The sequence below is a fragment of the Gilliamella sp. CG35 genome (genome assembly GCF_046635745.1).
In the GTDB taxonomy this organism is placed as follows: Bacteria; Pseudomonadota; Gammaproteobacteria; order Enterobacterales; family Orbaceae; genus Gilliamella; species Gilliamella apicola_I.
In genome coordinates this window covers 74,283-100,065 of the sequence record NZ_JBIDFH010000007.1, presented here as the reverse complement: position 1 = coordinate 100,065, position 25,783 = coordinate 74,283, and the positions used below count along the sequence as shown (strand labels likewise).

Genomic DNA, 25,783 nt, shown 5'->3' with positions numbered 1-25,783 from the left:
TTGTATAGTAACAATCTATTCAATGTAAAATGCCAAAACCATTTCAATTGTTCATTATTGAGTACATATTATATAAATGAAACTATGCAATTCTTTTTTAATATCTACAAAGTCATCAATCATGTTTAAAAAAGGTTGGGTTTATTTAGTTAATCCTAATCCAATTATTGAACACTAATTTCAAATCAAAAAATTTTAATTCAAAAATAACTCAAAGCTATCTTAGTTTCTGATACAATAGTCAAAATTTATAATAATGAAGTAATGTCGTAACACTATAAAACACAAGGTTTTTTAATGATCATATCTGATGCTAATAGTGCGGTGTCATCCGTTGCTTATCGTGCCAATGAAGTCATAGCAATTTATCCTATTACGCCAAGCTCAACCATGGCTGAGCAAGCAAGCACTTGGGCTGAATTTAATAAGCCTAATGTCTTTGGCGATATTCCAAAAGTAGTTGAAATGCAGTCCGAAGCGGGTGCTATTTCAACTGTGCATGGTTCTTTAATGACGGGCGCATTAGCGACGTCGTTTACATCATCGCAAGGCTTGTTGTTAATGATCCCTTCGTTATATAAGATAGCCGGTGAATTAACGCCTTTTGTGTTACATGTCGCTGCTCGTACGGTTGCCACCCATGCGCTGTCAATTTTTGGTGATCATTCCGATGTGATGTCAATCAGACAAACGGGCTTTGCTATGCTGTGTTCAAGTTCAGTTCAAGAAGCCCAAGATTTTGCGCTAATTGCACAAATGGCAACATTGAATAGTCGTGTGCCTTTTGTCCACTTTTTTGATGGTTTTCGAACATCCCATGAAGTGAATAAAATTCATCCTTTAAGCGATGAACAAATTCATAACCTGTTACCGCATGATGCTATAAAAGCTTATCGTAGCCGTGCTTTGACGCCCGATAATCCTGTTATTCGTGGCACATCGGCTAATCCTGATACCTATTTTCAATGTCGTGAAGCGGTAAATTCTTATTATGATCAGACTTATCAGCATGTTGTCGATGCGATGCAAGCATTTGAAAAAGAGACAGGCAGACAATACCAACCGTTTGAATATTATGGGGCAAGCGATGCCGAACGTGTGATTGTCATAATGGGCTCAGGCGTGAGTACTTGTAAAGAAGTTGTCGATTATCTGCTTGATAATCATGAAAAAGTCGGTGTGGTGATTGTTAGATTATTCCGCCCTTTTTCTGCAAAACATTTGTTAGCGATCATTCCGGATTCTGTTAAAAAAATAGCAGTTTTAGATAGAACAAAAGAACCTGGTGCCCAAGCCGAACCTTTGTACTTAGATGTTATGACTGCTTTTGCCGAAAGCTTTAGCCAAGGTGAACGCCATTGTTTACCAACCATTGTTGGTGGACGTTATGGTTTGTCATCGAAAGAGTTTGATCCTCGCTGTGTCTTGGCTATCTTTAACGAGCTGTTAGCAGAAAAACCAAAACCACGCTTTACCGTTGGGATTTATGATGATGTAACTGGATTGTCATTGAAATTACCCGAACAATCTATTCCACAAAAATCTGCGCTTGAAGCATTATTTTATGGTTTGGGTAGTGACGGTACGGTTTCGGCGACTAAAAATAATATTAAAATTATTGGTGATAGCTCACCTTTTTATGTGCAGGGCTATTTTGTTTATGACTCTAAAAAGGCCGGTGGCTTAACGACTTCGCATTTACGAGTAAGTTTGGAGCCTATTGATTCTCCTTATTTAATCACTAGCGCACATTTTATTGGCTGTCATCAAGATCAATTTATCGATAAATACCAGATTGTTGAAAAACTAAAAGATGACGGGATCTTTTTACTTAATACACCTTATAGTAAAGATGAAGTTTGGCATCGTTTACCGAAAGAAGTTCAAGTACAATTAATCCAGAAAAGAGCACACTTTTATATTATTAATGCCGCTAAAATTGCCCGAGAATGTAATTTAGGAGCCCGTATTAATACCGTTATGCAAGCGGCTTTCTTTCATCTTTCTGAAATATTTAAAAATGATTTTAGTATCACACAGCTTAAAGAAGTGATAGCCAAAAGTTACAGTAGCAAAGGTCAAGAATTAGTCGAAAACAACTGGAAAGCCCTTGATTTAGCGATTGCTTCTTTAGAGCAAATTCCGTTAAGTTGTGTCGATCAAAGTAGCGCATCACGCCCTTCTATAGTACCAAGTAATGCGCCTGACTTTGTGAAAGTAGTGACGGCATCAATGCTTGCCGGTTTAGGCGATAACTTGCCAGTATCTGCCTTTCCACCCGACGGCACTTGGCCAACGGGCACCACAAAATGGGAAAAACGAAACATTGCCGAAGCGATTCCAATTTGGCAACCCGACCTTTGTACCCAATGTAATCATTGTGCGGTTGCGTGTCCACATGCGGCAATTCGAGCTAAAGTGGTATTACCTGACGATTTGGCAAACGCACCCGATTCATTGAGTTCGCTCGAGGTAAAAGCCCGCGATATGCGAGGTCAACGCTACGTTTTACAAGTTGCGCCGGAAGATTGTACGGGTTGTAATTTGTGTGTTGAGGTGTGTCCGTCTCGGGATCGTAATAATTTTGATATTAAAGCGATTAATATGCAATCACGCATTGATAATTTAGAAACGCAACGCGCCAATTTTGCGTTCTTTAATGATTTGCCTGATCGTGATATTAAATCACTTGAACGTATTGATGTCCGCACATCGCAGTTATTAACACCATTGTTTGAGTATTCGGGCGCTTGTGCCGGCTGTGGTGAAACCCCTTACATTAAATTGTTAACGCAACTTTATGGTGATCATCTTGCCATAGCTAATGCAACCGGTTGTTCTTCAATTTATGGCGGTAATTTACCTTCTACCCCATATACTACCGATCGTTACGGTCGTGGCCCTGCTTGGGCAAATTCGTTATTTGAAGATAATGCCGAATTTGCTTTAGGTTATCGCATCACTTATGACCAACATAAAAAACGGGCGTTACGTTTGCTTGAACATGTAGCGGGTGAGATTTCGCCCGAAATTGTCATTGCGTTACAGTCCCTTGATTCTACCATTGATGATAAACGCAAGCAGGTTGCTTTATTGCGTGATCAACTGGCTCATTTGGACTCGCCTGAAGCAATAGAGTTAATTCAAGATGCGGATTATTTAATCGATAAGTCAGTTTGGGCAATTGGTGGGGACGGTTGGGCATATGATATTGGTTTTGGTGGACTGGATCATGTAATGAGTTTGACCGATAACGTTAATATTTTGGTATTAGATACACAATGCTATTCTAATACTGGTGGTCAGCAATCTAAAGCAACGCCAATGGGAGCCGTGTCTAAATTTGCCGATTTAGGTAAACATAAAGCACGCAAAGATTTAGGCGTGAGTGTGATGATGTATGGGCATGTTTATGTTGCGCAAATTGCATTAGGTGCACAGCTTAATCAAACGTTAAAAGCCCTGCAAGAAGCCGAAGCCTATAACGGCCCATCTTTAGTGATTGCTTATAGCCCTTGCGAAGAGCATGGTTATGATTTAGCAAAATCGCATGAACAAATGAAAGATTTAGTTAAATCAGGATTCTGGCCGCTTTATCGTTATGATCCACGACGTACGGCAGAAGGTAAACCTGGTCTGGTGCTTGATTCTAAATCACCAAATAGTGAATTATTATCTAGTATTTTATTGAAAGAGCAGCGTTTTAGACGTTTAGAAACGTTGGAACCGGTGATTGCCAATACCTTGCATGAACGTTCAACCAAAATGGTAAACGCTAAATTTAAGTTCTTGCAAATGTTATCGACGTATTCTGATATCGAAACGCCCGCAGACAGCTAATCAATCGCTGTTGTGATTAGAATCATATCATCTTAATTAAGACCATTGCGTATGTTATGCAGCATACGCAATGGCTTTTTATTCGTGATGCGCTTTAGTGCAAACTAGCACCAGTTAAGTGCGTTTTTTTAACCAAGTTAATCGTTATCATCTTCAAAATTGACCATTATTGACCCTAATTAGGGTATCAATACGCTTTTAATGATTATCATTATATTTGGTATGTTTTTTGCACTGTTTAATTAGCCTGTAAAGAAATCATTAATCGAGAGGTGAAAAATGGTCGCAAATTTGAATATCAACCGTAGAAAACTATTAACGTTGTCTTCCGCTGCAATTGCAGGTTTGACGGTTAATCAATTACTGGCTAAAGCACATGCGCTAGAACAACAAAAAACAGTGTCATATTCGTTACCCATACAAGATAACGTTGTGATACCTAACCTTAACAATCCCGTTAGACTGAACTTTAATGAAAATGCGCTTGGTATGTCAGGCGCGGCTAAACAAGCAGCCATTGACGCGATTCCTAAAGCAAACCGTTATGCTAAAGCTGAAATGCCCCTGTTAAATAGACGATTGGCTCAATATCATCATGTAAGCGATGATCACATTTTGCTAACGGCAGGATCATCTGAAGGTATTCGAAGTTCATTAGAAGCTTATGTGAAACCGGATACACAGTTAGTGATACCAGAATTAACTTATAGTGACGGCGAACATTTTGCTAAAATCTTTAAATTAAAGGTAACCAAAGTGCCCTGCTTAGCCGATTGGCAAATTGATATTAAAGGCTTACAAAAAGCGGTTGAGGATTATCAAGGCTCTTCAATCGTTTATTTAGTCAACCCTAATAATCCTACTTCGACTGTTTTTGCCAACAGCGAAATAGAATCATGGTTAACAAGTAAACCCAAAAATACGGTATTTATTGTCGATGAAGCCTATGCCGAATTCGTCAATGATCCAGCTTTTAAGTCGGTTGATTACTTAATATCGAAGGGGTTTGATAATATCGTTTTACTGAAAACGTTTTCAAAAATTCATGCTATGGCTGGTCTACGTGTCGGTTATGTGGTGAGTTCAGCAGATAATATTCGTCATATTGCTCAGTATGTTGCAGGCGAAAAGTTAAATTATTGCGGTGTCTGTGCGGCTTCAGCGTCAATGGATGATGTCCAGTTTCTAACTTATTCTAAAAAAGCGGTTGATGTGTCACGGACGATTATGGAAAAGACTTTGTCAGATTTAGGTTTACATTATCTTAAATCTGAAACGAACTTTTTGTTTCATAAAAGCCCCATTGATTTAAAAAAATATCGAGAACTCATGAAACAAAATTTTATTTTAATAGGTCGAGATTTTGAGCCTGCCACAAATTGGTGTCGAATATCATTAGGGACACCAAGTGAAATGCTTTATGTTGCAAATGTTATGCGAAATTTGAAAAGTCAGTCTTTGATTTAAGTTGAAATTACTGATTGTGCTGATAGTATCATGCTCACTTGTCATGATGTGATGAGTGAGCATTTTAGTCGTTTTTAAATATCATTTATTCGTCTTGCCATCCAATAGCGCTGTTTCCAATAAGACTCGTTTAAATTGGAATAGATGACACCTTTCGACGTCGAGGCATGTAAAAATTTTCCATCCGTGTAATAGATGCCGACATGTAATCCACTACCCCGTCCACCGGTTTTGAAAAAGACTAAATCCCCCGCTTTGGGTTTCGTCACTTTGTAACCTAGTTTAGCTTGTTCAGCTGCACTTCTTGGCAATCGTTTAGCTAGCTTATTTTTAAAGAAGTTCATGACTAAAGCTGAACAATCGCTCCCGGCTAGGGTTGTTCCACCATAACGGTATGGCGTACCTTGCCATTTTTTGTAATGGGATTCTATTTTAGCTAACATAGCCGTTTCTGATCTTAGCGTATTTGAAGTCACTTGTCCCCGACTACTGCTACAGCCAAATAGCATAAACATAGATAAAATTAACGTGAGAATAAAACAACGTTTCCTTAGACTAAAACAACTGCTTAGCAACGTCACGTATCGTTGATTGCCTTTTTTTGTCATATCTTTTGGTTCCCTTGTTTAAGTTTGACCATTGTGAATAACGTCTTGCAACTTTTAGACTTTTGGGTAATACACCCTTTTCCCATTCGCTATTATCCAAATTAGACAATTGAATCGGGTCGGTATTTGCATGACTACGATTATTCAAATTTTCTTTAAGACGAATTAATCGCAATGAAAGAAAACAGATAATTGCATCGTCAACACTTAATTTACTGTATCCAGATAGCTGGTAGCGCATTCTAGATCCGTAATGTTTGGCCGTTTGCATTAGCGTACCTACAGCACCACCAATTAACGCAGCAGATCCGAAGGTCAATCCTCCGGTTGCTAAGTCGATGCTTGCACCGATAGTGGCTCCCGATACAAAACCTTTGGTTAAATGAACGCCCATGCTTTTTAACGCATCAATATTAAAAAGATCCGCTTTGTAGCGCCCTTTAATTAAGGGTAAACCTTGTTCGCTTTCGTGCTCAGCATCAAATTGATAAAGCGATAATAATTCATCAATTGCTTTTTGTTCTCGCTTTCTTACTTTATTTTGCATATCAACTATGGCTTGTTTATCATCTGTTTTAGCCATTTGATAAAATGCAGTCACATCAACCAGTGTTTCTGCTATAATTAAGTTAGCGCTTTGGTTGCGAGAGTCTCGTAATTCGGTTATCTTATTTAGCCATTCATCTAAAATAGCTTTAGCTGGCTCAATCATAAGCGCAAGGCTTTTGTACAATCTTTCTTCACCGTCCAATGGTGGCACGATCGCGTCGAACCTTATGATAGCATGTATCCCGACTCGTGAAAGTAACATTTTCCATTCTTTTTCATTCTGATTTTGTTGTGCAGTAAAATTTAACACCGCTAAAATAGGTTTATCAATATTGGCTAAGATAGCTAATTCATCATGAAATTTAGGTAGTATAGGCTCTCTCACATCAATAACATAGATAGCTGCATCACTATTTAGGAGTTGTTTTATAACTTTTGCTTCTTGGTTGAATTGGTTTTCTGCTTCTGGGCTTTGTAAAAAAATCGTTAATTTATCAATGCCGTCAAGTTTATGATTGGTAGGCAAAAGTTGATTAATATAGTCGTATAAAGCCAAGCTATCTTCTAAACCAGGTGTATCATAAAAAATAATCGATTTTTGATTGCCTAGTTTTATTTTTATGGATTCGACATGCCTTGTTGTGCCAGGTTTATTCGAAACCTCACCAAAATGACTATTGCGAATTAATGTCCGTAATAATGAGGTTTTACCAACATTAGCATGACCAACAACGGCTAATTTTAATGTTGTTAACATTTTACAGTTCCTCTTTTAACCATGACGGTTGAGCAAACTCAAACGGTAAAGATTGCCAGTTGTTAAGTTGGTGACCTTGATTGATGAACCAAATACGGTTTTGTTGCGATTTTTCAGTTAATTGACTAAGTAAATTTAATACTCCTCGATCGGGTGATCGGTCGGTATCAATAGCGATTAATAATTTTTTAGCTGGGTTTATTTGAAGATAATCTAAAATTTGTTTGCGCTGTTCACGCGTATTTACAAAACCTAAAAAGGTAACAGATGCTGGCGGTGTCCAGCTTTCAGGAATATCTACCGCAACTAAAAAAATTCCTTCGCCATTGTTTATAAAATGTTTGGTTAAATCAATATTAAGATCTTGTTTATGCGTATCTTCATCTACAACGTGGATTGAAATCGGTTGTAAATCATTAGCCAAAATTTGATATTCAGGTAAATTTAAATTCAATTTTACTTTACGGCAACTGACTATCCAGTTAATACCGCAAATGATCATGCAAATAAAACGTACTGCTAATCCGTAAACAATAAACACGCCAAGTAACCAAATCGCCCACGCAGCTCGAACTTCGCTAGCATTAAGTGCGCGTTCACTGTATCGAATAATCTCATCTTGCGGAATTGAAAACCCAAATATTGAAGGTAACAACCCTAGATAATGGGTCAGTTGTATAATTGCATCGGGGTTAAGTAGGGTTGATTTCCATTCAAAACTGTAATGTTGTGTCGAAAACAAAACCACCAGTACAACAAGGGCAAAGCTTAATATGATTGTCCAAAAAAGATTGAGGACAAACCCAATTAGCCAGCGGATTTTACCCCCGAACAGTTGTACAAAAGCAGGAATCAGTTCTTGTATGGTCTTTTTTTGAGATAGCTTTTTAGCTAACCATAACCAACAATGGATAAGAATACTTCCCCCCATATTGGAAAAGAAAAAAAAGGAACAAACCCAGATTAAAAAGGTGATCAGGTGAACGCCTAATAAGCTGAAAAGTGCCCAGTATAAATTAACAGGGTTTTGATTGAGTGCGCTAAACGCTAATGTCACGCCTAAAAAAACGGAAAGAAACAGGAGCAGAACAAAAGAAATTTTTATCGCATGCAGTAATAGCGTTTGTGCAGTATAAAGTCCATTTTGCTTAGACAACATCACCGCTCGTAGGATAATTCGATCGGATAATGATGATTGTGTAGCCCTTGCCTTTCGATTGATGTCTTGATCGGCATATCGACCTGATTCATTTTCAATCAAGCGTATCGTTTCAGCAAGCCATAAAGATTTTAACTTTTCTCGCATTATACTTATCTTAAAATGAGATTAATGAAGCATAAAAGAAACGCGACTTAAGTCGCGTTGTGTAAGTTAAATATATTACTGTGCTATTTCACCAATTTTACTTAATAAAGTTTGAATACGTTGTTGCCAAACTTGTTGATCTTGTTTTAATTTTTCGTTTTCATCCCGTAGTGCTTTCATTTCGTCTGAACTGTCATTAATCAACTGTTCTAATTCTTGATTTCCTTGTTTTAACGTTGCAATCTCTTGTTGTAATGTACTGATAGTATTCACAGTATGTTGGATTTTATTTTCCAATTGATTCAATATTTCTAATGACATATTTTTCCTCAGACTTTATTTACTTGGTGTATAATGTCTACTATTATAACGAATTCATTCTAAAATCAACACCTTTTTAAAATTTAAGTTGGAGAAAATTATGCGTAAACCTCTCGTGATGGGTAACTGGAAACTCAATGGTAGTATTGAAATGGCTAAAAACTTAGTTGCCGAACTAAGAAATGAGCTATCTACGGATGTCGAATGTGATGTTGCGATCGCTCCACCAGTCGTTTATTTAGATTTTGTTAAACACCAATTAGGTGGATCAAATATTCTTTTAGGCGCTCAAGATGTCGGAATTAACTTATCTGGCGCTTATACTGGTGAAGTATCTGTCAACATGCTAAAAGAAGTTGGGGTCACGCATATTATTATTGGTCATTCTGAACGTCGTACTTATCATAAAGAATCAGATGAATTTATCGCTAAAAAATTTGGAGTCATTAAAGAAGCAGGTTTAGTTCCTGTACTTTGTATTGGTGAAACCGAAGCCGAAAACGAAGCGGGTCAAACTCAAACTGTTTGTGCTCGTCAGATTGATGCGGTGATTAATGCATTAGGTGTCCAAGCTTTCAATGGTGCAGTTATTGCTTATGAACCTGTATGGGCAATTGGTACAGGCAAATCAGCGACGCCTGCACAAGCTCAAGCTGTTCATAAATTTATTCGTGACCATATTGCAAAACAAGATGCAAAAGTAGCTGAACAAGTCATTATTCAATACGGTGGTTCGGTCAATGATAAAAATGCCGCTGAGTTATTTACTCAACCAGATATTGATGGTGCATTAGTGGGTGGCGCATCATTAAAAGCAGATGCATTTGCAGCTATTGTTAAAGCAGCGGAAAAAGCAAAGAATTAATTTTTTTAAACTTAACAATAAGATAAAAGACGCCAGATTGGCGTCTTTCAATAGAAACTTAAATAATTTATTTATATTTAACTTTATTTGATTTTGAGTTATATCGAGAAGGCCAAATTTTTTCAGCAGGAACTTTTAAATATTCTGAAATAATATGTTCATACTTAGGACAATGACGATAAAGTGCGTTTCGTAGAGTATCAGCTTGCAAGCCACTCGCACGAGATAGACCTCTTAAATTTCCACCTCTAATTTTAATTTCGCCTACTACTCTTGATGGAGTCCAGTCTTGATCTTGTTCGCTCATTATGAGATCCTCTATAAGTTTATTTTTATTGCTATCCAAAAGATTATCGGTATACAACACTAGCATGGTGTAAATTCCAAGCAAAAGAATAACACATAAAAAAACGAATTAAAACAAGAAAAATAAAAAATAACGCAAAATGGATTATAAAAATGAAAGAAAGCAACATAAAAACAACTGAAGATCAAGAAAAAACACGAATTCTTAAGGAAACAGGTGTTATCGATTTTAAGCATCGACTTACCTTAGTTTTAGAGAGTTTATCGGGTAATGCCTTTGCCAAAAAAGTGGGAATGTCTGAAGCCGTTATTCGTGACTATTTATCTGGTAAAACTTACCCTTCTCTTAATAGATTAGCAATTATCGCACAAAAATGTGATATCCCTATTGAGTGGTTAGCAACAGGTAAAGGTGAGTGTCGGTTACTTCCCGATACTGAACGTCGTGGTTTTGTCTATATCCCTTTTTATAAATTAAATGAATTCGGTAATAATAAGTCACTTTTACAAATCGAGGCAATACCGTTTGATATCACATTGATTAAACATCAACTTTTTGATAATGATGACTTGCGGGCGGTTTGGGCTAAAGGTGATAGCATGGAGCCGACGATATCCAATCATGATATTTTGATTATTAATACTGCACATAGCAAACCGATTGATGGATATCTTTATGCCGTACAATATGATGATCAGATAAGTATTAAACGCATCCAAAATCAGGGTTCTAACATTGCTTTGCTCTGTGATAATCAAAAATATCCGTCTATAACTGTAGACAAAAATGAACCTCAAGATTTTAAAATTATTGGTCATGTCGTTTATCTGTTAAAGGATCTTTATTAACAATATTGTGTATTGATTGTATTTTTTTATGGCATATAAAATATGTGGTTTTGTTGATTAATGTTGATAGAACCACTTATTAAGAAATTTAGGCACTCGTTTTTTTTCTTTAGATTTTAGAAAGATTACTGAGTAAAAAAACGTAAAAATGTTTAAGTATCCGTCTATGTTCCAGTAAAAAAAATGTTCTCAATCAGAATTCTTATTGGCATAAATTTATGCTTTTGGGGTCATTTATGCTAAAATTAGCCATTATTTTTTTATAGACAATGTTAGTTATTATGCCAAATATGAATACTTCCCCAAAAGTTGTCGTCGGTATGTCTGGTGGCGTTGATTCTTCTGTTTCTGCATATTTACTTCAGCAACAAGGTTATCAAGTTGTTGGTTTATTTATGAAGAACTGGGAAGAAGACGACACAGATGAATACTGTTCAGCGGCTGTTGACTTAGCCGATGCTCAAGCTGTTTGTGATAAACTCAATATTAAACTTTATACTATTAATTTTGCAGCCGAATATTGGGATAACGTATTTGAACATTTTTTATCAGAATATAAAGCAGGGCGAACCCCTAATCCCGATATTTTATGTAATAAAGAAATCAAATTTAAAGCATTTTTAGAGTATGCAGCGCAAGATCTTGGTGCCGATTATATTGCAACTGGTCATTATGTTCGTAAACGTACCACTGGCGATAAAGTCGAATTATTGCGAGGGGTAGATAATAATAAAGACCAAAGTTACTTTTTATATACGTTAAGCGAAGACCAAGTCAGACAAAGTCTGTTCCCTGTTGGGGAACTTGAAAAACCGCAAGTTCGTAAAATCGCTGAGCAGCTAGGATTAGCTACTGCATCTAAAAAAGACTCTACAGGAATTTGCTTTATTGGCGAACGAAAGTTTAGTGACTTTTTAGCTCGATATTTACCGGCTCAAGCTGGCGCAATTCGTACGGTGGATGGACAGATTATCGGTAAACATCAAGGACTTATGTATCATACTTTAGGACAACGTAAAGGACTGGGAATTGGTGGATTAAAGCAAGCCGATGATACCCCATGGTATGTTGTGGATAAAGATATTAAAAATAATGAACTTATTGTTGCTCAAGGTCATGATCACCCTGCGCTATTTTCAGATGGTCTGATTGCACAACAACTACATTGGGTTGATAGAAAAGCTGTGACCAAACCTTTTACTTGTACGGTGAAAACGCGTTATCGTCAACAAGATATTCAATGCCAGGTCAATCCAATATCAGAAGACAAAATCGAAGTGATTTTTGCTAACCCTGTAGCGGCAGTCACTCCTGGACAATCTGCTGTGTTTTATCAAGACGAAGTGTGTCTAGGTGGCGGCATTATTGAGGAACGTATTATTCGAAGTAAGGAGAGTTCGAGTGACGAATAAGTATTACCATACTACTATTGCCCTTGCCGGTGTGATACAAAGTTCTGTTTTAGTTCCCCAGTTGGCCAATACTGGGGTCTGTAGCTCAACACTTTATGAGCAAACTATACATAGCCTTTTTATTACCTCACCACAAACTACCGAAGAAGTGTATGGTGGTATTCAGAATATTAAAACGGGTTTACAAACATTAGTTTATCTGTTTTCATCAGGGCAAAAAGAACAACTGGATGTTGTTCGCTATCTGTTAAGAACATTAAGTATTACCAGTAGATTAATAAAAAATAATGATGCATTAAATAATATTGACCAGCGTTTAACGCGTATTTCGGGATTGTATCCTGTCATGAATGAAGAAACGATTAGTTCACATGTAGATGATCTGTCTTATTCGTTAGCCGGTATTTATTCCGATATTATTAGCCCATTAACCACTAAAATTAAAGTGATGGGTAAAATTGAGTATTTACAAAATTCTTTAGTTCAAGCAAAGGTGAGAACGTCGTTGTTGGGTTGTATTCGTTCTGCTATTTTATGGTACCAAGTAGGAGGAAGCCGTTTACAGCTATTTTTTCAACGAAAACGCTTAATAAAAACGGCTCAGGCGCTTTTGCAAGAAATTGAAAAAGCAAATTCACTTTAATTTTTTATTACTATTTTAACATCGCAACGGAGTTATCCCGATGGAATTATCTGCACTTACCGCCCTTTCGCCTATTGATGGTCGATATGGAGATAAAACGACAGAATTACGTACTATTTTTAGCGAATATGGTTTATTAAAATACCGTGTACAAGTCGAAGTTCGTTGGTTACAAAAATTAGCTTCACACCCCGAAATTATTGAAGTGCCTGCACTCAGCCAATCAGCCTTGGCGCATCTTAATCAAATTGTTGAACAGTTTAACGAAGATGATGCTAAACGTATTAAAGCGATCGAAAAAACAACCAATCACGATGTTAAAGCGGTTGAGTATTTTCTTAAAGAAAAAGTGAAAACGAATGAAGAGTTGCATGCCGTCAATGAGTTTATTCATTTTGCATGTACATCCGAAGATATTAATAATTTATCATATGCTTTAATGTTAAAAACGGCGAAAGAAAGTGTTTTAATCCCGTATTGGAAAAAAGTAATTGATAAAATGACTGATCAAGCTAAAGCGTATCGTGATTTACCTTTACTTTCCAGAACTCATGGTCAACCTGCTACCCCATCAACGATTGGTAAAGAATTTGCTAATGTCGCTTATCGCTTACAGCGTCAATTAAAACAGCTACAATCGGTAGAAATACTAGGTAAAATCAATGGGGCTACCGGTAACTATAATGCGCATATTGTGGCTTATCCTCATATTGACTGGCATCAATTTAGTGAAGAGTTTGTCTATTCTTTGGGTTTACAATGGAATCCGTTTACAACTCAAATCGAACCACATGATTATATTGCCGAATTTTTTGATTGTGTTGCTCGATTTAATACCATTATGATCGACTTTAATCGTGATATTTGGGGTTATATTTCACTAAATCACTTTAAACAAAAAACGGTAGCTGGCGAAATCGGTTCGTCAACCATGCCACACAAAGTCAATCCAATCGATTTTGAAAACTCTGAAGGCAACCTTGGCATAGCTAATGCCATTATGAATCATTTAGGTAGCAAATTGCCAATTTCTCGTTTTCAACGTGATTTAACAGATTCAACCGTTTTACGTAATCTGGGTGTGGGTATTGGTTATGCAATCATTGCTTATCAATCAACCTTAAAAGGATTAAGCAAACTTGAAGTGAATCAAGAATACTTGTTGGATGAGCTCAATCGTAACTGGGAAGTCTTAGCTGAACCCATTCAAACAGTGATGCGACGTTATGGTATTGAAAAGCCTTACGAGAAACTAAAAGAATTGACGCGAGGAAAGCGTGTTGATGCCGAAGGAATGAAGCAGTTTATTGATTCGTTAGATTTACCAGAAAATGAAAAATCACGTTTGAAACAGTTAACACCAGCCAACTACATTGGTTACGCATCAACGTTTATTGATAAACTTTAATTATCTTTTGTTGGTTAATAATCTGAAACATCATTGAATAATGTTTCAGATTATATTGAATCACAATACATGATTGAATGATGTCAATTTGTGATTAAATAACAAACGGTTATTCTTATTCACCTTTAAGACATCAATAATAAAATAACATTAAAAGTATTTATAGGAACATCCATTGAAAATCCGCATTGCAACAAGGAAAAGCCCTTTAGCTCTTTGGCAAGCTAACTATGTTAAACAGCAGCTATTAGCCATTCACCCAGATTTGTCTGTAGAGCTTATCCCTATGGTGACAAAAGGTGATATATTACTTGATAGCCCATTATCAAAAATAGGTGGCAAGGGATTATTTGTTAAACAATTAGAAGAAGCCATTTTAAATAATGAAGCTGATATTGCAGTGCATTCTATAAAAGATATTCCCGTGCATTTTCCCGATGGACTCACACTTGCAACAATCTGCAAACGGGATGATGTCCGAGATGCATTTATTTCAAATCGCTACGAAAATTTATCACAGTTATCTTCTGGTGCGGTGGTTGGTACTTCAAGTTTACGACGACAATGTCAATTACGTGCGCTTTACCCACATTTGCATATTAAAGATTTGCGAGGCAACATTGGTACCCGTTTAGCAAAATTAGACAATCAAGAATATGATGCAATTATTTTAGCGGCAGTAGGATTAAAACGTTTATCATTGCAAGACCGTATTAAACAATATATTGATACTGATGTAATCTTACCTGCTGTCGGTCAAGGGGCAATTGGTATTCAAACACGTGCCAATGATAAGCAAATTTTAGCTTTACTGGCCCCTTTAGATGACCAACATAGTCGAATTTGCATACAAGCTGAAAGAGCGATGAATCAACAATTGCAAGGTGGTTGCCAAGTTCCCATTGCTTGTTATAGCCAAATTTTGGATGACAAGCTATTTTTAAAGGGTTTAGTTGGCAAAACAGATGGTTCTACAATAATCAAAGTCCCTTTGTCCGGTAGCATTACTCAAGCAGAACAGTTAGGACGAGATGTCGCTAATAAATTGTTAATGCTTGGTGCTAAAGCAATTTTAGAGGAATTGAATAGCGAATGATTTTCGTCACCCGTCCTTCACCGCAAGGTGAAGCATTGACTAAATTATTAAATCATGCCAATTTACAGGCTACCCATCTTCCTTTATTTAGGATTTCAGCAGGTAAGGATCTGCTGAATTTACAATATAATTTAAACCAGTTGTTACCAAATGATATTGTTATTGCAGTGTCGCCACAAGTCGCAAATGTTATTACCACATTTAATCCGCATCTTAATTTTCCTAAACATTTACAGTATTTTGCCATAGGAAATAAAACGGCGGAACTGATTCGTCAATTAGTCCATAAATCGGTAAGTTTTCCAAAACAAGAAAACAGTGAAGGATTACTTGCCTTATTTGATGCTGATATGGTGAAAAACCGAAGAGTTTTAATTTTACGCGGTGATTCAGGAAGACAGCTAATTGCCGATACATTAAGTGCCAAACAAGCCCAAGTCAAACTGGTAGAGTGTTATTCTCGTCATGCTATATCCTATCCGTTGGACATACTGAGTAATTCCATTGAGCATCAGCTCGTTATCATTACCAGTATTGAACATTTACATCAACTTGAGTTGTATTGCCAAACAGAACATAAAAAACAAGCTTGTTTAGTGGTGACCAGTCTAAGAATTTTTGAGGAAGCTAAGCGCCTAAACTGGCAAAATATTGTTTTAGCCAAAAGCGCAAATAATCAAATTTTATTTAAAACAATGATAAGTCTATGTCATAATAATATCAATTATATAAAATCATCTAAATGAGGTTTTTATGCCGATTCGATTTTATGGAGCTAATGCAACCAGTTCAACGATTAGTACCACCTCATTTAGCAAACCTTTTACAACCGATGCACTAACACAAGTGAACAATATTATGAAAGAAGATAAAAATACGATAACAACAAATTCAAGTCCAAAAACAGAAAAAAAATCGACTTCTTCATCCAGCAAAAATAATGTCAATAAAACACCCATTTCAAAACTATCGCTTGTAGCTATTGCTTTAACTTTAGGCTTAGGTGGCTTTGTTTTTTATCACGGCCATGAACAAATTGAAAAACAAAATAGCACTATTTCAATGCTCGAAATGGAAATAGCCAATTTAAAACAAACTACCAAGCAGAGTATTGTTAAGGATTTAGAAAGTAATATTAATGATGCAGTAACCAAACAAAACCAGCAGTTTTCTTCGCTTGAAGAGCGTGTTACTAATCAGTTAAATGAGCAACAAAAGTTACAAAAACAGTTAACCAATCAAATTAATGACACAATTAGGTTAAATGAACAAAATCTTCATAACTTTAACGAACGATTATCAGCAATGTCGAGCACTGATAATAATGTTTGGCTGATATCGCAAGCTAACTATTTAGTCCATTTAGCCGCTCGAAAAATCTGGAGTGACCAGGATTATACCACTGCCCGTTTGTTATTAAGAAATGCGGATGAAAGTTTAGCGCAAACAAATGATCCTAGTTTATTACCAGCCAGACAAGCCATTAATAAAGATATCAGTTCGCTTTCTGAACTGAGTTTTATCGATTCTGACGGTATTGTTTTGAATTTAATTAGTCTTTCGGATTCGTTGACTGATCTTCCTTTAGTTGAGAATTATAATGATATTGATCTTGGCTTAACACAGTATAATGATGCGTTGCCAGTTGATGATTCTCACAGCTCATCTTCAGATGCTGATTCAGAAAATAAAATTGACCCAACTAAAAGTTCCGATAATGTGGTCACTTCGTCAATTTCTGATTGGTCACATAATTTATGGGCAAACATTGATTCTTTTATGCAAAAATTTATTACCATTGAAAAATTGGATAAAAATGACAATAACTTTGCGACATGTTTGTCACAAGCAGGAAAAGATGAAAAGCAGATCGTTAGATGCCATATTTTAAGTACCCCACTAAATTTAGAACAATCACTGTATCTTCGTGAAAATATTCGTTTCCGTCTGTTAATAGCCGCACAAGCTGTACCTCGACATCAAGAGTTGATTTATCAGCGTTCGCTTAATGATGTTGCTGTTTGGGTTAATGCCTATTTTGATAATAATTCGCCAAGTGTTAAAGCCTTCCTAAGTGATCTTGATAATTTGCAAAATCAAACAATTAGTAATAAAAGTGTTCCTGACAGATTAGCTAGCTTAAGTGAACTTGAGAAGTTAATGCAAACTCGTGTTCGTTCTATGTTGGCTAAATAGGAGAATAATAATGATTAAAATATTAGTTATTTTCTTAGCATTAGTTGGAGGATTCTTTTTAGGGCCTTTATTGCAATTCAATCAAGGTTCAGCTGTATTTATCATCGCCAATTATAAAATTAGCATGTCCTTCAATTCTTTTGTTATTTTATTATTGTTGGCGCTTTTTTGTCTTTATTTGATTGATCGATTATTTAAAAAAATCTTCAATTCTAAAACAGCTTTCGGTAATTGGCTTCGTTTAAAATCGCCGCATAAAGCAAAAAAATTAATTGAACAAGCACAATTTTTATTACTTGAAGGTAACTACCAACAAGCAGCTAAACTTTTCATGAAAAGTGCTAAGGGTGCAACCAATACAACATTATCTTATTTATTAGCGGCACAAGCGAATATTGATAATGATCAGTTGATTCAAGCTAACCAAATGCTCGAAGCAGCCGCAGCGACTTGCCAACCTAGCGAAAAATTTGCTTTCCAATTGGTTCAAGTTCGCTTACAGCTTAAGAATCATGAATATGATAATGCTCATACTATTATTGAAAGTTTGTTAAATGAAAAGCCACGTAATGCCGAAGTATTAAGGCTTGCAGATCAACTTTATTATGAAATTGGTAATTATCAAGCTGTTATTGATTTATTACCTATTATGTATAAAGTAAAAACATATAGTGATTCTCAATTAGATCAGTTTAAACAAGCTGCTTATATTGCTCGAATCAAACAGTTATCAACCGATAATGATCCGCTCGCATTAATTAAATGGTGGAAATCACAGCCAAAAGCAATACTTAATAATACTGCGTATCAAAAAGCAATGGCTAACTACCTTAAACAACTTGGCCAAACTGTCGAAGCAGATAAATTGCTGGAATCAGTGGCTAAAATTAAAGATCAAGAAAGAACATAAAAACAGGGCAACAAGCCCTGTTTTTTTAGGTATAAAATATTTTGTATTATAAAAAATATCGAATCAACGCCATAAAGCACATCCCTGTCACAACAATGCACATCAGATTTTTCGTCAATAAAGCCACCAAAATAGTGGGAAGACTAGCTAAACAGTATTCGATCTTAAAATCAGGAAAATGCCCCTGTTTTGCAATAAATAGGTTTTGTACAAAAAGTGCCGTTAAGATACAAAGTGGAACATACGATAAAAATCGAATCACAATATCAGGCAAATGTAACTTTCTAACAAGTATAAAAGGAATAATTCGAGGTAACCATGTTACCAATCCACATCCTATAATGATGAGTAAACTATAAGTAGTCATACTTTACGCTCCATCGCTATTCCCATAAAACATCCAGCAAATGTGCTAATTAATATTGACATTTCAGGGGATACAAATCGCATTAAGATGATCAGCAGTACTGAAACAGTGAGCATAACAAGAATCTTGTTATACATACTTTTTGTTTTGTCACCTATCAACTGTAAATAAAGTAAACCGATAAACATAGCCACTAAAGCATAATCCAGACCAAACATAGTGGGATCGGGTAACCACTCACCGATTAAAGCACCTATTAAGCAGGATAATATCCAAGCAACATAAGCCGTGACATTCAGTCCATGCATCCATACGGCGTTGACAGGTTTATGATTGGCAATTGCATTCATGGCCACTGCAAAACTCTCATCTGTGAGCAAAATACCAATACCAATATTATCCAGTAATGAAAAACGGCGAAAAGAAGGCGCAGTTGCCATGCTCATTAAAAAATGGCGGGAATTAACCAGAAAAACAGTAAAAATAATGGCTGAAATGGGTGTAGCAACTAACATTAACCCAGCTATGATAAATTGAGCCGCTCCAGCATAAACAATCACAGCAAGTAGAGTTACTTCTAAAATCGTTAAATTTGCCGATTTTCCTACAACGCCAGCAGCAATACCTATACCAACGTAGCCTAATAACGTTGGAATACAAGCATAAACACCATCTTTAAATGTGAGTGACATAACGCATTCTCTTGATAAAAACTTCATCATAATTATTAACACGGTACTGTCAAACAATAAATGATTAATCTTAAAATTTATTTTAAATGAAATGATTGACCAGTTTGTTATGCGTTTTCAGTCTAGGCAAAATATTCACTTATTTTAACAAGGATCACATTAACGTAATTACACTCAGTAATGTAGTTTGATCGGGTTAATAGTAATTATTAAGATAAATAGTTCGACTATGCACCACTCCGCCTGTAAATTTGTTATAATCCTTTAAATTGTTTTTTAAGATAATCAAAATCGATTTTATATGAAAAATAACATATCAAACCAGTATACGGGTACACTTTTTATTATTTCGGCTCCGAGTGGAGCAGGAAAGTCAAGTTTGATTCGGGCTTATTTAGAGCAAAAAAATCAGTATCCGGCAAAAGTTTCAATTTCGCATACCACCCGAGCGCCAAGACCAGGCGAAGAACATGGTGAAGATTATTATTTTGTGGATCATGACCATTTTGAGTCATTGATTAGTCAGCAGGCATTTGTCGAATATGCAAACGTATTTGATCACTATTATGGTACTTCGAAAGCAGAAATTGAGCAGAGCTTATTACAAGGAGTTAACGTATTTTTAGATATTGATTGGCAAGGTGCACAGCAAGTTAGAGAAAAAATGCCACAATCCAAAAGTATTTTTATCTTACCGCCCTCGTTAGCAGAACTTGAACATCGTCTTATTAAGCGAGGACAAGATACCGAACAAGTTATTCGTAAAAGAATGGCAAAAGCACAAGCTGAAATTTCACATTATCATGAATATGACTATGTGATTATTAATGATGATTTTAACACTTCATTAAACGCCCTTAATTCTATCATTATTGCAGCAAGTTTAGAGCGTGATAAACAAGAAGTCATTCATCAATCATTCTTCACAAAACTTTTAACGCACAATAATTAATAATCATGCTGATATAGTTGAGTACTAATCATTTCATACTTATTTAATACACATATCGCCGATGTTATCGGCGATATATAAAAGCGTTAGCGTTAATTACCTAGTCCTTGATCAGCCTGATCATTCTGAATAAGTTCTATCTTATAACCGTCGGGATCTTCAACAAAGGCAATAATGGTCGTTCCACCTTTCACGGGACCAGCTTCACGGGTTACGTTACCACCAGCAAGTTTAACGTCTTCACACATTTTGGCGACATCATCAACACCAATAGCAATATGACCAAATGCATTACCATGGTCATACTCTTGCGTTCCCCAGTTATACGTTAGCTCAATAACGGAACTGACAGATTCATCATCATAACCGACGAAAGCTAACGAATATTTGTATTCTGTATTTTCACTTGTTCTTAATACTTTCATTCCCATAACTTGAGTATAAAAATCAATAGAACGTTGTAAGTCTCCTACACGTATCATCGTATGTAAAATGCGCATTGCTAAAATATTCCTTTTTATTAGTGAAATTAATATTGAGTTTATATGTTCATATTTAGTGACGCAAATTTTTTTGATGTCATAGCAGGCAAAACATTATCAACCGAGTGATAAAACGTTTAGTAGTTTAGATGAAGTAGAGTATGAAATCGCTTTCATATAAAATAGATAGAAAGACTTTTATTTATACAAGGTATAAACAAAAGTCTTGGAATGTAAACTAATAATAAATGGGTTAGTAACTTTTAATGACAACTATTGTGTTGAAGTAGTATAACGAGGAGAAGCACTTATCTGCCTTCCATTACTCACTAATCTAACTTGTTGACCAACATAAAACTCTTTGGTTGTGCCTTTTTGCACAATCACAATATTTGCACCATTTGCTTGCTTAATTTCTAATTCAACCGCATTTGATTGGCTTGCTTTATCCTCGATTGTGTTACCAATTAACGCACCACCAATCGCACCTGTTGCAACGGCTAAAGCTCTACCGGCTCCATCACCAATGGTGTTACCAAGTACACCACCAATCACAGCACCACCTAATGAACCTACCACATTTTCACTTCGTCCATTAGATGCATTTGTTTGAATTTTAACTGGTCTTACTGAAACAACAGTGCCATAACTTACTTGTTGAACTTGTTTCGCTTGATCGGTTGTATAAACATCGCCAGAATAGATATCACTATTACTACATCCCGAAAGGATAGCAACTATGATACTTGTTAAAACAATTTTTTTCATATTTGATTCCCCATATATATTATTGAAGTTATACTTTTTTTGTCAGATTAAGCATAATATTCTTTTACAATAACAACAATATCTTTTTCATTATTTTATCAATAGATAATACAATTTACATTTAAGTTGGAGTATACTCAAGTTAATAGTTTATATGACATACAATAAGTATATGAAACGGTTATTTTTTCAATTATTATTATCAGTTATGATATCGGCCTGTCATAATTCATATCAACAACAAAAAAATGACGTAATAACAAACATTAAGCCGCAAGATGAGGTTCATAATGATTGTTTAAATAATAGCGTAACACAAAACTTACATAAAATTGACAATATTGCTGTACAAGGGTGTCCAGTAAGATAATCTAATAGGCATAATTAACATAATGAAAACTATCGAAATTGACGACGAATTATATAAATTTATTGCAGGGCAAACAAAACACATCGGTGAAGATGCATCAAGTATATTGCGACGTTTGTTAAAAATAGAAGCGGATCCTGTTAACTCAAACGCCAAAGTTCATTTAGAAAGTCATTACTCGATGTTCAATGATTTGTTAACCAGCGATACCTTTACGAATGAAAAATCGATTATCAGTCGTTTTTTATTATTACTCGCTGCGCTTTATAACTATAATCCAGCACTTTTTGCCATTGCGGCGACATCGCTTCATGGCAGTAAACGCCAATATCTAGCCAAAGATAAAAAATCTTTAGAGATTTCGGGTAAAAATACTAAACCTCGTGAAATTATTGGCACACCTTATTGGGTAATCAGTAATACCAATACGGCAAGAAAAATTTATATCATTGAATCAATCATGAGCGACATGGGGATTTCAGAAAATACGATTAACCAAATTAAAGATGTGTTTTCAACATCAGTGAAATAAAATTTCTGTGGTCACATATTAATCAGAAAAGCGCTGTAACCATTATCAAATGATTAAAAATTATGTAGAGGAGCGAAAAATGGCAAACCATAGCCGAGCGGGATTATTAGCTAAACCTTCTGATCTAATCAATGTGGAAACCTTACAAGATAACTATTTTCGAATTAAACCCGATACCGATAATATCAGCCAATTGGTGATTTTCGGCACTTCAGGACATCGAGGTAGTTCAAATAAAGGCACATTCAATGAAGCCCATATACTCGCTATCGCTCAAGCTATTGCCGAATACCGTAAATCCCATGGTATTACTGGCCCTTGTTTTATTGGTCAAGATACGCATGCTTTATCTGAATTAGCGCTCAAATCAGTGCTTGAAGTGTTCGTTGCTAACGAACAGACTGTTGTTATTGCAAATGATTGGGGATATACCCCTACTCCAGTTATTTCACATGCAATTTTAACGTATAATCAAGAAAAAAAATCACAGCTTGCTGATGGTATTGTCATTACTCCTTCCCATAATCCCCCAGAAGATGGTGGAATTAAATATAATCCAACAAATGGTGGCCCTGCTGATACTGACATCACTAAACAAATCGAACATCGAGCAAATGAACTCCTTAAACAACAATTAGACGGTGTGAAAAGGGTCTCATTAGACAAAGCCACTCATTCACAATTTATTCATACCAAAGAATATGAGACTGATTATATTAACGATCTGGAAAACATTGTTGATCTTGCATTGATTAAATCTTCATCGCTTAAAATAGGCGTTGATCCATTAGGTGGCGCAGGTATTACCTATTGGCCCCGAATTGCTGAAAAGTATGGTCTGAATCTTGATATTGTAAATAACAAAATTGATCCTACCTTTAGTTTTATGCATTTAGATCACGACGAAGTGATCAGAATGGATTGTTCCAGCCGCTGGGCAATGGATGGGTTGTTAAATTTAAAAGATAAGTTTGATCTAGCATTCGGTAATGACACCGATTTTGATCGCCATGGGATCGTTACGCCAAAAGGATTAATGAACCCAAACGCTTATCTTTCAGCTTGTGTAAATTATTTATTTCAGCACCGTCCAGAGTGGCATAAAGATGTTGCCATTGGCAAAACAGTGGTGACAAGTTCAATGATAGATCGCGTTGCAAACAGCCTAAACCGAAAATTTTTAGAATACCCTGTCGGTTTTAAATGGTATGCCCAAGGACTTTATGATGGGCAATTAGGTTTTGCCGGTGAAGAAAGTGCAGGCGCATCATTTTTACGAACGAATGGTAAAGTTTGGTCAACCGATAAAGATGGGATTATTTTATGTCTACTGGCAGCAGAAATGACTGCCAAAATAGGCAAAAACCCTCAAGAACAATATCAACAACTTGAGGATAAATTTGGCGTTTCTTATTATGGCAGAATCCAGGCACCCGCATCATTTGCTGAAAAACAAAAACTAGCCAAACTTGATGCAAGCCAACTGACAACCGATCAACTTGCGGGTGAAAAAATTACCCAATGTTTAACCACTGCGCCAGCTAATCATGCCCCAATTGGTGGATTGAAAGTTATCACTGAAAATGGCTGGTTTGCAGCCCGACCTTCTGGCACTGAAGATGCGTATAAAATTTATGCGGAAAGTTTTATCAGCAATCAGCATTTAGCCTTACTTCAAGAAGAAGCACAACAAATTGTTGCTAATGCCATTAAGTAATTGAAATGAACAAAGCCGACGTTATGTCGGCTTTTAATTATGAATGTACGAAAAATATTTTTATTGTTTGTTTTTTTAGGTAGTTGTACATAGCTTAATGAAATATGCTTAATACACCCACATTGTGAACATTTGACGCTTAATGTTTTCGAAGTCATTTTACTTTATTTATATTTGTTAATTTCAAGTGATTTAAGTCTAAATTTGAAAAATCTACAACAACAATAACAATAACAAGGTCTAAACCACAATTGAGTGACCAAATAATTTATAAATTAAAATTAACTTTATCAACTTAATCAATGTAGTTAATGATAATTGGTTTACTGTCTATGTAAGAAAAATTGGATAGATGTCATCATATCCCCAATAAATTGATGTTTTTTATTGAGGATGTGATTTAGTTTTTAGATTCGTGTTGGTTTTTTGGCTGTGGCTTGTCTTGATGATTTTGACAAGTTGTTAAGTTTAGTTCTTTTTGGTCTGAAACTACGTTTATCCGTTTTGGCGTCAATGAATGATTTGGATTCTTTTGCTAATCCGACAATATCACGTAGATAATTAACCGAATCAATACTTAACTCCATCCAAGTTCCTCGTGATAAACCTTTAGGCAAGGTTATATTGCCATAACGAATACGCAGCAAACGGCTTACTTGTACATCAATCGCTTCCCACATTCGTCGCACTTCACGGTTACGCCCTTCAGTTATGACGACATTAAACCACTGATTTAAACCATCACCACCTTGCGCTTTTACAGATTTAAAAGAAGCTGGGCCATCTTCAAGTTGCACCCCTTTGCGTAATTGATTAACTTGCTGATCAGTCACATTTCCAAATACACGTACCGCATATTCACGTTCTATTTCATGACGAGGATGCATTAATCGATTAGCCAATTCACCATCTGTGGTAAAAAGGAGTAAACCGGAAGTATTAATATCCAATCGTCCAATATTAATCCAACGGGCATTTTTTAAACGCGGTAATCGAGCAAAAACCGTTGCTCGCCCTTGAGGATCGCTTCGCGAACAGATTTCCCCTTCAGGTTTGTAGTAGGCTAACACACGACAAACCGTTTTTTCTTTACTTCTTAGCTGAACTAAGTGTCCATTAATTCGAATTTTAGGGTTAGCATTTACATCAACCCTATCACCTAATGTTGCAATTTTTCCGTCAACGCTAATTTTTCCTGCGGCTATCATCGCTTCAATTTCACGACGTGAGCCATTACCTAAATTAGCTAACACTTTTTGCAACTTTTCAGTATTGTCATTTACTTTTTTCATATTTTCCTCGCTACCTTCACAGGTATCAGATTAACCATATCTTTGTTCGTTTTGTGAAAAACGACGATTTACTCATAT

24 protein-coding genes are annotated in these 25,783 nt (G+C 36.0%); 14 read left to right on the top strand and 10 right to left on the bottom strand.

Translation table 11 applies throughout. The annotated features are described in order from the left end of the window. Window positions 1–297 precede the first annotated feature (297 nt). Window positions 298–3,840 carry a pyruvate:ferredoxin (flavodoxin) oxidoreductase gene (gene nifJ / locus ACGH4F_RS04880; RefSeq protein ID WP_411590235.1) on the top strand — a complete coding sequence of 1,181 codons (3,543 nt, stop codon included), beginning with the start codon at window positions 298–300 and terminating at the stop codon, window positions 3,838–3,840. A gap of 279 nt (window positions 3,841–4,119) precedes the next feature. Continuing rightward, complete coding sequence (locus tag ACGH4F_RS04875) at window positions 4,120–5,307, top strand: pyridoxal phosphate-dependent aminotransferase (RefSeq protein WP_411590234.1); 1,188 nt, start codon at window positions 4,120–4,122, stop codon at window positions 5,305–5,307. Window positions 5,308–5,381: 74 nt separating this feature from the next. On the opposite strand, the gene ACGH4F_RS04870 is transcribed toward ACGH4F_RS04875, so the two are convergent. The 4 genes from ACGH4F_RS04870 to zapB form a co-directional block, all read right to left on the bottom strand. Continuing rightward, window positions 5,382–5,822, bottom strand: coding sequence for a C40 family peptidase (locus ACGH4F_RS04870; RefSeq protein ID WP_065559400.1), 441 nt, complete (start codon window positions 5,820–5,822; stop codon window positions 5,382–5,384). A gap of 40 nt (window positions 5,823–5,862) precedes the next feature. Further along, window positions 5,863–7,221, bottom strand: coding sequence for a GTPase/DUF3482 domain-containing protein (locus ACGH4F_RS04865; RefSeq protein WP_411590232.1), 1,359 nt, complete (start codon window positions 7,219–7,221; stop codon window positions 5,863–5,865). 1 nt (window position 7,222) lies between these two features. Continuing rightward, the gene (locus tag ACGH4F_RS04860) at window positions 7,223–8,527 is read right to left on the bottom strand and encodes a DUF2868 domain-containing protein (protein WP_411590230.1); all 1,305 of its coding nucleotides are present in this window, start codon (window positions 8,525–8,527) and stop codon (window positions 7,223–7,225) included. 75 nt (window positions 8,528–8,602) lie between these two features. After that, window positions 8,603–8,848, bottom strand: a complete 246-nt coding sequence (zapB, locus tag ACGH4F_RS04855; RefSeq protein WP_267352565.1) for a cell division protein ZapB — start codon at window positions 8,846–8,848, stop codon at window positions 8,603–8,605. Between the two features lie 100 nt (window positions 8,849–8,948). Between zapB and tpiA the strand changes: the two genes are divergently transcribed. Continuing rightward, window positions 8,949–9,713, top strand: coding sequence for a triose-phosphate isomerase (tpiA, locus tag ACGH4F_RS04850; RefSeq protein WP_267360294.1), 765 nt, complete (start codon window positions 8,949–8,951; stop codon window positions 9,711–9,713). Between the two features lie 67 nt (window positions 9,714–9,780). Here the strand turns inward: tpiA and ACGH4F_RS04845 are convergent, their stop codons facing one another. Continuing rightward, window positions 9,781–10,020 (bottom strand): transcriptional regulator, encoded by a 240-nt coding sequence (locus ACGH4F_RS04845; RefSeq protein WP_267352563.1) that lies wholly within the window; start codon window positions 10,018–10,020, stop codon window positions 9,781–9,783. Window positions 10,021–10,172: 152 nt separating this feature from the next. On the opposite strand from ACGH4F_RS04845, the gene ACGH4F_RS04840 reads away from it, so the two are divergent. The 8 genes from ACGH4F_RS04840 to ACGH4F_RS04805 all read left to right on the top strand — a co-directional run bounded on the left by ACGH4F_RS04840 (window position 10,173) and on the right by ACGH4F_RS04805 (window position 18,533). Beyond that, window positions 10,173–10,868 carry a helix-turn-helix transcriptional regulator gene (locus ACGH4F_RS04840; RefSeq protein WP_267352562.1) on the top strand — a complete coding sequence of 232 codons (696 nt, stop codon included), beginning with the start codon at window positions 10,173–10,175 and terminating at the stop codon, window positions 10,866–10,868. A gap of 290 nt (window positions 10,869–11,158) precedes the next feature. After that, window positions 11,159–12,280: a tRNA 2-thiouridine(34) synthase MnmA gene (mnmA, locus tag ACGH4F_RS04835; RefSeq protein WP_411590251.1), complete on the top strand. Its 1,122-nt coding sequence runs from the start codon at window positions 11,159–11,161 to the stop codon at window positions 12,278–12,280. Beyond that, window positions 12,270–12,923: a high frequency lysogenization protein HflD gene (gene hflD, locus ACGH4F_RS04830; RefSeq protein ID WP_411590227.1), complete on the top strand. Its 654-nt coding sequence runs from the start codon at window positions 12,270–12,272 to the stop codon at window positions 12,921–12,923. Before mnmA ends, hflD begins: the two co-directional genes overlap by 11 nt. A gap of 40 nt (window positions 12,924–12,963) precedes the next feature. Further along, window positions 12,964–14,331, top strand: coding sequence for an adenylosuccinate lyase (purB, locus tag ACGH4F_RS04825; RefSeq protein WP_411590225.1), 1,368 nt, complete (start codon window positions 12,964–12,966; stop codon window positions 14,329–14,331). 175 nt (window positions 14,332–14,506) lie between these two features. Further along, window positions 14,507–15,427 carry a hydroxymethylbilane synthase gene (hemC, locus tag ACGH4F_RS04820; protein ID WP_411590223.1) on the top strand — a complete coding sequence of 307 codons (921 nt, stop codon included), beginning with the start codon at window positions 14,507–14,509 and terminating at the stop codon, window positions 15,425–15,427. Beyond that, window positions 15,424–16,173, top strand: coding sequence for a uroporphyrinogen-III synthase (locus tag ACGH4F_RS04815; protein WP_411590221.1), 750 nt, complete (start codon window positions 15,424–15,426; stop codon window positions 16,171–16,173). The genes hemC and ACGH4F_RS04815 overlap by 4 nt, the downstream gene beginning before the upstream one ends. 7 nt (window positions 16,174–16,180) lie before the next feature. Further along, window positions 16,181–17,623, top strand: a complete 1,443-nt coding sequence (locus ACGH4F_RS04810) for a uroporphyrinogen-III C-methyltransferase (protein ID WP_411590220.1) — start codon at window positions 16,181–16,183, stop codon at window positions 17,621–17,623. 10 nt (window positions 17,624–17,633) lie between these two features. Next, window positions 17,634–18,533, top strand: a complete 900-nt coding sequence (locus tag ACGH4F_RS04805) for a heme biosynthesis HemY N-terminal domain-containing protein (RefSeq protein WP_411590218.1) — start codon at window positions 17,634–17,636, stop codon at window positions 18,531–18,533. Between the two features lie 46 nt (window positions 18,534–18,579). Here the strand turns inward: ACGH4F_RS04805 and ACGH4F_RS04800 are convergent, their stop codons facing one another. Then, entirely contained in the window at window positions 18,580–18,900 is a 321-nt protein-coding gene (locus ACGH4F_RS04800) for an AzlD domain-containing protein (RefSeq protein ID WP_267352554.1), read from the bottom strand. After that, window positions 18,897–19,592 (bottom strand): AzlC family ABC transporter permease, encoded by a 696-nt coding sequence (locus ACGH4F_RS04795; RefSeq protein WP_411590216.1) that lies wholly within the window; start codon window positions 19,590–19,592, stop codon window positions 18,897–18,899. Before ACGH4F_RS04795 ends, ACGH4F_RS04800 begins: the two co-directional genes overlap by 4 nt. A gap of 301 nt (window positions 19,593–19,893) precedes the next feature. Here ACGH4F_RS04795 and gmk point away from each other — a divergent pair, with 301 nt between their 5' ends. Further along, a complete protein-coding gene (gene gmk, locus ACGH4F_RS04790) occupies window positions 19,894–20,544 on the top strand; it encodes a guanylate kinase (protein WP_411590214.1) in 651 nt (216 codons plus the stop codon). A 92-nt stretch (window positions 20,545–20,636) separates the two neighbouring features. Here gmk and gloA read toward each other — a convergent pair whose 3' ends face one another. Continuing rightward, window positions 20,637–21,044, bottom strand: coding sequence for a lactoylglutathione lyase (gene gloA, locus ACGH4F_RS04785; protein WP_267352551.1), 408 nt, complete (start codon window positions 21,042–21,044; stop codon window positions 20,637–20,639). A gap of 255 nt (window positions 21,045–21,299) precedes the next feature. Continuing rightward, window positions 21,300–21,794, bottom strand: coding sequence for a glycine zipper 2TM domain-containing protein (locus ACGH4F_RS04780; protein ID WP_267352550.1), 495 nt, complete (start codon window positions 21,792–21,794; stop codon window positions 21,300–21,302). A 392-nt stretch (window positions 21,795–22,186) separates the two neighbouring features. Between ACGH4F_RS04780 and ACGH4F_RS04775 the strand changes: the two genes are divergently transcribed. Beyond that, entirely contained in the window at window positions 22,187–22,696 is a 510-nt protein-coding gene (locus tag ACGH4F_RS04775) for a hypothetical protein (protein ID WP_065559380.1), read from the top strand. A 79-nt stretch (window positions 22,697–22,775) separates the two neighbouring features. Next, complete coding sequence (gene pgm, locus ACGH4F_RS04770; protein WP_411590213.1) at window positions 22,776–24,413, top strand: phosphoglucomutase (alpha-D-glucose-1,6-bisphosphate-dependent); 1,638 nt, start codon at window positions 22,776–22,778, stop codon at window positions 24,411–24,413. 407 nt (window positions 24,414–24,820) lie between these two features. Here pgm and rluB read toward each other — a convergent pair whose 3' ends face one another. Further along, window positions 24,821–25,705: a 23S rRNA pseudouridine(2605) synthase RluB gene (gene rluB, locus ACGH4F_RS04765; RefSeq protein WP_267360285.1), complete on the bottom strand. Its 885-nt coding sequence runs from the start codon at window positions 25,703–25,705 to the stop codon at window positions 24,821–24,823. Window positions 25,706–25,783: the final 78 nt, after the last annotated feature.